Raw genomic sequence first — 6,793 nt, forward strand, 5'->3', positions numbered from 1 at the left:
GGTCAATGCTGTCATCCGCCATCGGTAAGTTCGCACAATCGCTGCCGGTCAGTTCGACGCTGATGCCCCGAAAGCGTGCTTCGGCACGGCTCAGGGTCAAGCTCTGTGGATCTGCGTCTACGCCGAGCAAACGTGCCGGGGCGAACACCTGTTTCAAATATTGAAACGATTTACCTTGGCCACAGCCGGCGTCCAGCAGCACCGGGTTAGCCGGCGGAGCTGCGTCTGGATCGTTGCCGAACAGCCCGCGTAAGTCATTGATGGCGACACGCAACACATGGTGGTGCCACGTATGGCTGCGTAGAAACCAGAAGCCGAAACGGGTTTCCTCGACGTAGTTATCGCTCAAGTATCCGCTGTTCATTGAGCTGCACTCGCGCAGATTTCCGCGATCATTCGTAAGCGGCGTTTAGGTTCGCTGACAAACGGGTTGCGCTCGTCCCAGGCGTATCCGGCAAGAATCGAACTGATCATGCGGCGGATATCGGGTGCACCGCCGGGATGGAATATTACGTCCTGCAAGCTGCCGTCGTACCAGCCTTCGACGTACGCGCGGAAGGTGTCGACGCCACGTTTCAGAGGGCCGGCGAACTCGGTTTGCCAGTCGACGGTTTCGCCCGCTAACTGACGATGCAGCAGTGCGGCGGCCATGCTCGCCGAGCGCATGGCGATGGTCACGCCGGAGGAGAACACCGGGTCGAGGAATTCAGCGGCGTTACCCAGCAAGGCGAAGCCGGGACCGTGCAGGGTTTTCACGTTGGCAGAGTAACCACCGATGGTCCGTGCCGGGGTGTCCCATACGGCTGATTGCAGCAGCTTCTCCAGCACCGGGGCCTCGGCAATAAATGCCTTAAGGCACGCATCGAGGTCTTTGGTTTTTTCGTTGAAACGCTCGGCCGAGGCCACCACGCCTAACGAACAGCGACCATTGCTGAAAGGAATTAGCCAAAACCACACGTCGCGATGTTCAGGGTGGGTTGTGACGAGAATCTTATTGCGGTCAAAGTTCGGCTGCTCGATACGGTCTTCGATGTGGGTGAACACGGCCTGGCGAACCGGGAAGTTCGACGGCGCTTCCAGGTCCAGCAAGCGCGGAAGTACACGACCATAACCGCTGGCATCCAGCACGAAGTCGGCTTCGACGCTGTACTCGCTGCCATCTTCACGGCGCGCCCGCAGGCGCGGTTTTACCAGGTCAAAATCGACGGCGATAATTTCTTCTTGGTAACGAATTTCCACACCTTGTAAGGCGGCTTGATCGGCCAGCAGCTTGTCGAAGCTGGCGCGTTGCACTTGAAAGGTGGTTGGCTTGCCGTTGCTGAACGTGTCGCCAAAGTCGAAGTGGGAGTAACGGTCACCCCAGGCAAACGCCGCGCCGTTTTTCATTTGAAATCCGGCAGCGTTTACGGCGTCGAGCATGCCCGCTTCTTCAACGAAATCCAGGCAATGCGCGAGCAAGCTTTCACCGATGGAAAAGCGCGGGAACAGTTGGCGTTCAATCACCAATACGTCGTGACCCTTGCGCCGAAGCAGCGCAGCGGCAATCGCGCCGGAAGGGCCCGCACCAATGACCACAACCTGGCGTCGTTCCATTTCAGCTATTGGCACAAAGGCTCCCTTGCCTGTTCGGCGTTTTTAACGAAAGTTCGGTTCATGCCGGCGAGGGCGGGCATCAGCGTAGCGATCAAGCCCATGAGCATAAGCGCGAAGTACAGCGCCGGGCTGATCAACTGTTGTTGCAGCAGCAGGTTGAGGAACACGATCTCACTCAATCCGCGAATGTTCAGCAGCAGGCTTTCACGCCAGCGGCTGGCACCGACATATGACGGTGTAGCCCAGCGCAAACCGAGCCAACTGCCAAGGACTTTACTCACAATCGGTAGCACCAGCAGAGCGGCCAGTTGCAGCCAGCCGAGGCTGTCCATAGCGCTATGCACATTAATCTGGACGATGCCGAAGGTTAGAATCAACGGAATCGCCAGATAGTTTTGCAGACGTTTAAATACCGTAGCTTTCATCGGCAATTGGAAAGGCAGTTTGAGCCACGCCATACAAAACAGATAACCAATACCGAAAATCAGCGCATTGATTTTGTAATGCTCGGCGACCACCAGCAATGCGAAAAACGTCAGGCTGTAGAGTAACGGTTGGCGCAGCCTTAGCGCTCGATACAGCAGCGGCACACAGGCGCCCAGCAGCGGCAACAACAGGCTGCTCAGGTGCAGGCTACCTTGGGCCAGTCCAAAAATACTCCAACAGGTTACGTCGATCAAAATCGCGGTTTGCACCAGGCGGCGGGTGGCGGCTGGCGGGTAATTGATATGGCGCAGATACAGGTACAACACGGGGATCGCCGTGATCGCGAACACCAGACCAACCGCCAGCGAGCTGAGCCAGGCTTGTTCCGGCAACAGCCAGAATGCGCAGGCCAACCCGCAGCAAAACGGTACACAAAAACTCGGCACGGCAATTTTCAGGCTTTGTCGGTCCATGCGCAGTTCGACGACGTCGCTGAGGATATGCCCCAGCAGCAGGGCAAAGCTCAGGCTGTACAGGCTTTTTAGCCAAGTCGGCGTGACCAGTTGTGCCCCCGTGAGTTGCCACTGCGGTTCAATCCAGAACACCATCAATAACGGCAAGCCGAAGGTGGCCAATATCAATTGGCTAACGATAGGAATCAGGCCAAAAGCCTGCCCCAGCCGAGTCGCCAAGGCGAACAGCAGCAAGGCCATAAGCCAGAACAGAACGATCATCATGCTGCTGGCTCGCTAGCCGTTTGCGCATGGGCCTGGCGCCCAGCCCACGGCGCGAGCATAAAGCTGAAGGCCAGCCCCAGGCTGACGGACAGGCCGAAATTGCTTACCGCCGGGGTGCTGGAAATCGCCAGCAAACCAAACGAAAGCCACGTGGTGACCGCCGCGAGCAAGGTCCCCAGTAGGCTGACCGCCGCGCCGCCGATTTGCTCACGCATCAAGATTGCGTAATCGACGCTGATGGCAGTCACCAACAGCAGCCCAAAAACACTGAACAGCGTCAGTGGCTGCCCCAGCCAGCCGAGGCTCGCCAAACTGCACAGCGCCGCCAACAGCGGCAGCGCGATCACCCGCAATGCACCCTTGAGACCGAACGGCACAATCAGCAGCAGCAGGATCAAACCACAGGACAGTAACTTCAGTTCCGCGGCGCTGATTTGCGTGGCGGCAAATACGTTATTCAAGTCCCCGAGGCGGTCGATCAGTTGCACGCCCTCGATGTCCAACACTTGCACTCGCAGCAATGCAGGATTGTTCAGACCGCGCAGGCTGACCATGCCCGCGACACCGTCTGCGGTCGGGCCCAGCCACAGCGTTCGCCATGGCTCGCCAAGCGGCCCGGCCAGCGCGGTATCGATGTCTTCATCCGGCAGCATCTGCAAGCGCGTCAGTTCTGCTTGCAGATTGGCTTCTGGAACACCGAGGTCTATCAACGGCCGCCAAAACAACGGCAACTTACTCAGCGCATCGCGTACCCGGTGTTGTTCCGACGGCGGGCTCACCAGTTGATTAAGCGACAGGTAACCCTGCAGTTTGTCGAGGCTGACCAATTGATCGAGTCGCTGGCTCAATGCAGTTTGCCGCTCCAGCAGTTGCTGTTGATTGGCCGCGCGAACCAGATAGAACTGACTGGTTGGCTGGTAACCGGTGATGCGCGCAATGGCCTGCGCTTCAGCCAGTAACTGCGGCGGGGCCCCGATCCATTGGCGGATGTCGTTTTTAGCGGTGAGTTGCCACAGCCCAGCCGCACAAAACAGCAGCAACAGCGCCAACAAAACCGGCGTGTGAACCCGGCGAAGCAGGGCTTCCCGCCAGTTCATCAAGCACTCGGCAATGCGCAGCGGCCACTGCGCCGGACGCAGCTCCAGGCTGTTCAGCATCGCCGGCAACAGGCAAACGGCGGTCAGGTAAGCGCCCACCAGACCGGCTGCCGAGAACACCGCGATTTGCGTCAACGCGGGAAACGGCGTCCAAGCCAAGGCTAGATAACCGATGCAACTGGTGACCAGGCTCAAGCTCAGGCCGCCAAGGGTCAGGCGCAACGCCGGCCAACTGCGCCACGGTTTCATGCTCCAGCTTTTCGATAGTGAGTGCAGGGGGTAATCCACCGCCACGCCGATCAGGCTTGAACCCAGCACCAGCGTCATGACGTGCATATGTCCGAATAGTGCGACACAGGCTACGGCGCCGAACAGCATGCCAGTCAACACCGGCACGAACGCCAGCAGTACTCGCCAGCGGCGGAAGGCCAACAATAGCAGCAACAAAATGCCTAGCGTCGCGCCGCCTCCGACCCAGGTTATCTCGCGGGTGGCCTGACGCTGACCGTTTGCGGCGTACAACAGGCCGCTGGCGGCGAGCAGTTGTGCGTCGGCTTGATGCGCCTGCACGCGGGCGGCGCTAAGCAAATCAGCGACCTGCATTGGCAGGTGCATGTCGAACGCATTGCCTTTGGTTCTGGCGCGCAGCAGCACCCAGCTTTTGCCGTCTGCGGTGGCGATCAATGCGCCGCTGCCGACGTCCAGTTGCACCGAACCGTGCTGCGGTTGGCTGTTCTGGATGCGCCCGGTCAGGCCTAGCCAATCGTCTTGGCTGGCGACCAGGCTGAAACCCGCGAACGGGTCAAAAAGGCTTTCCACACGCTGCTGAATAAAGGCTTGAGGTTGCTCTATCAACTGGGTGCGATCCGCTGGCGACAACATCGCCAAGCGTCCTTGCAACAACTGTTGACGCAAACCGGGCAAGTCCGCCTGAAGGCTCCATTGGACCTTCTCAAACACACCACTGGCTTGCCATTGCTCACCCAGTTTTTGCGCGAGAGCGATCGCCTGTTGTTGATTGGCATGGCCGACCAATACCAGCATTTCTCGGTTCAGCGGTTCTTGCATACGCTCTTCGGCGCGCAGCTCCAGAGCGTCCGGGGTCGAGCCCGGCACCAGTTCCATCAGGTTGGCCGACAGCGGCGGACCGTAGCGCCATTGCCAGCCCGCGAGGGCTAGCACCGCCAGCAGAACGATCAGGAACAGGCGCGGCAGCCAGTACTCCATCGAGCGGTTTTTTGTCTGCTCTGGCCTAGTCAACAAAGTCGTGGTGCTCCGCGTCGCTCAAGCTGTCTGCGCTGCTGCTGTCGATCATCCGCAGCACAGTACTGTCGCCTTGGGTTTCCAGCAGTTCGATGCGTTGCACCAGTTCGCCGCCGTCGATATTGATTTGCTTGAACACTTGCTGCAGCAGTAATGAGCGCGGTATGAGCGTCAGTTGCCACGCACTGGCTTCGCCTTTCAGTTGCAGGTCGAAGTCACGTTGCAGGCCGCTGCTGTCGCCTTGCAGTACGGCCAGGAACAGCTTGTTTTGCTCCGTTCCGGCACTCTTGTTGGGCAGCAATTGCCAGCCGTGGGCATCCCGTCGGGCAATGCCAGCGGCGCTAATGCGGTAATCCTGTTTTAACGGCGTGGCCAACAACCAGAGCAGTCCAAAGTCCTTGGCCAAGACGAACTTGCCCTTGCTGGTCAACGGTTGCGGCAGGGCCCGCAGGTGTTTTTCTTGAATGAAATCGCCATGAATCACCGACGGCTTGGCCAGTTGCGCGCTGAGTTGTTGCAGGTCGAAGGCATTGGCCAGCGACGACACACCGATCAGCAGCACTGCGCACATCATTTTCACAACACGGTTCATGGCAACGCTCTCAGTACTGCATCGATAAACACCTTCGGCGAGACCAGCTGCATTTCGCGGCTGCTAATCTCCACGGCCACTTGAACCGTGGTGGCGCGGGTCAAGCGCTCACCCGTCACGGTGTCGGTGATGAGGTAATTGATCTTTAGTCGGTTTTCCCATTCCACCAGACTGGCGCGTACGTTCAACCGTTGGCCGAACACTGCGCCGCGCACGTAGCGCAACTGCAGATCAATTACCGGCCACGCATAGCCTGATTCCTGCATCTGCGTGTAGTTGTGGCCGAGTTGATCGAGCAGCGCGCAGCGGGCGATTTCCAGGTATTTGACGTAATGGCCGTGCCAAACCACGTTCATCATGTCGATGTCGAAAAACGGCACCGACACTTCAGTGTCTGAATGAATCAGGCCCTTACTGCGCATGCAGCCTCCAGTGGCGATCAGCGATCCGCTTCAGGCACAGGCGCAATTCGCGCTCCAGTGCACGGTCTTCGATGACTGGCGGGAAGTCTTCCTGCAACTGTTGGTGCATGGCCGCCAGCGCGGGCGGCAACGGTCGTGCATCCGCTGCCTGGCTGCGCAGCCAGAGCCCTTGGTTGGCGGCGATCAACGTAGCAGCGGCTACCTGTTCGGTCAGTTCCAACACACGAATTGCATCCCGGGCAGCGATAGTGCCCATGCTGACCTTGTCTTGGTTGTGGCATTCGGTAGATCGGGAGAAAACGCTGGCGGGCATGGTGTTTTTCAGGGCTTCGGCGGTCCAGGCGCTGGTGCCGATTTGCACCGCCTTGAAGCCGTGGTTGAGCATCGCCCGTTCAGCGCTGGCACCGGATAAGTTGCTCGGCAGGCCGTGGTTGTAACGCACGTCCACCAACAGCGCCAATTGCCGGTCCAGCAGGTCAGCAACGTTAGCCACCAGGGTTTTCAGGCTGTCCATGGCGAACGCGATATGGCCGCCATAGAAGTGCCCGCCATGCAGCACGCGTTCTTCTTCGGCGTCGATAATGGGGTTGTCGTTGGCGCTGTTCAGCTCGATTTCAATAAACGAGCGCAGCCAGTTCAGGCTATCGGCCAACACGCCCAGTA

Annotated in this window: 7 protein-coding genes; all 7 read right to left on the reverse strand. The window is 59.0% G+C overall.

Going from position 1 to position 6,793, the window contains the following annotated elements; translation table 11 throughout:
• Positions 1–364 (reverse strand): class I SAM-dependent methyltransferase (locus M0974_RS13590; RefSeq protein ID WP_297837286.1); only part of this gene is annotated, 364 nt, incomplete at its 3' end.
• Complete coding sequence (locus tag M0974_RS13595; protein ID WP_297837289.1) at positions 361–1,608, reverse strand: NAD(P)/FAD-dependent oxidoreductase; 1,248 nt, start codon at positions 1,606–1,608, stop codon at positions 361–363. The genes M0974_RS13590 and M0974_RS13595, both read right to left, overlap by 4 nt.
• Complete coding sequence (locus M0974_RS13600; RefSeq protein ID WP_297837292.1) at positions 1,599–2,756, reverse strand: sodium:proton antiporter; 1,158 nt, start codon at positions 2,754–2,756, stop codon at positions 1,599–1,601. The genes M0974_RS13595 and M0974_RS13600 overlap by 10 nt, the downstream gene beginning before the upstream one ends.
• Positions 2,753–5,080, reverse strand: a complete 2,328-nt coding sequence (locus M0974_RS13605; RefSeq protein WP_297837295.1) for an MMPL family transporter — start codon at positions 5,078–5,080, stop codon at positions 2,753–2,755. Before M0974_RS13605 ends, M0974_RS13600 begins: the two co-directional genes overlap by 4 nt.
• A 25-nt stretch (positions 5,081–5,105) precedes the next feature.
• Positions 5,106–5,708 carry an outer membrane lipoprotein carrier protein LolA gene (locus M0974_RS13610; RefSeq protein WP_297837298.1) on the reverse strand — a complete coding sequence of 201 codons (603 nt, stop codon included), beginning with the start codon at positions 5,706–5,708 and terminating at the stop codon, positions 5,106–5,108.
• On the reverse strand, positions 5,705–6,130 hold the full coding sequence (locus M0974_RS13615) for a thioesterase family protein (protein ID WP_297837301.1): 426 nt from the start codon (positions 6,128–6,130) through the stop codon (positions 5,705–5,707). Before M0974_RS13615 ends, M0974_RS13610 begins: the two co-directional genes overlap by 4 nt.
• Positions 6,120–6,793, reverse strand: a 674-nt coding sequence (locus M0974_RS13620; protein ID WP_297837304.1) for an aromatic amino acid lyase, incomplete at its 5' end; no start/stop codon positions are given. The genes M0974_RS13615 and M0974_RS13620, both read right to left, overlap by 11 nt.

It is taken from the genome of Pseudomonas sp., assembly GCF_026224925.1.
In the GTDB taxonomy this organism is placed as follows: Bacteria; Pseudomonadota; Gammaproteobacteria; order Pseudomonadales; family Pseudomonadaceae; genus Aquipseudomonas.

Bases quoted from the DNA above. Each gene is read 5' to 3' on its own strand.
- M0974_RS13605 (WP_297837295.1), bottom strand. From the start codon at position 5,080: ATGGAGTACTGGCTGCCGCGCCTGTTCCTGATCGTTCTGCTGGCGGTG.
- M0974_RS13600 (WP_297837292.1), bottom strand. From the start codon at position 2,756: ATGATGATCGTTCTGTTCTGGCTTATGGCCTTGCTGCTGTTCGCCTTG.
- M0974_RS13610 (WP_297837298.1), bottom strand. From the start codon at position 5,708: ATGAACCGTGTTGTGAAAATGATGTGCGCAGTGCTGCTGATCGGTGTG.
- M0974_RS13615 (WP_297837301.1), bottom strand. From the start codon at position 6,130: ATGCGCAGTAAGGGCCTGATTCATTCAGACACTGAAGTGTCGGTGCCG.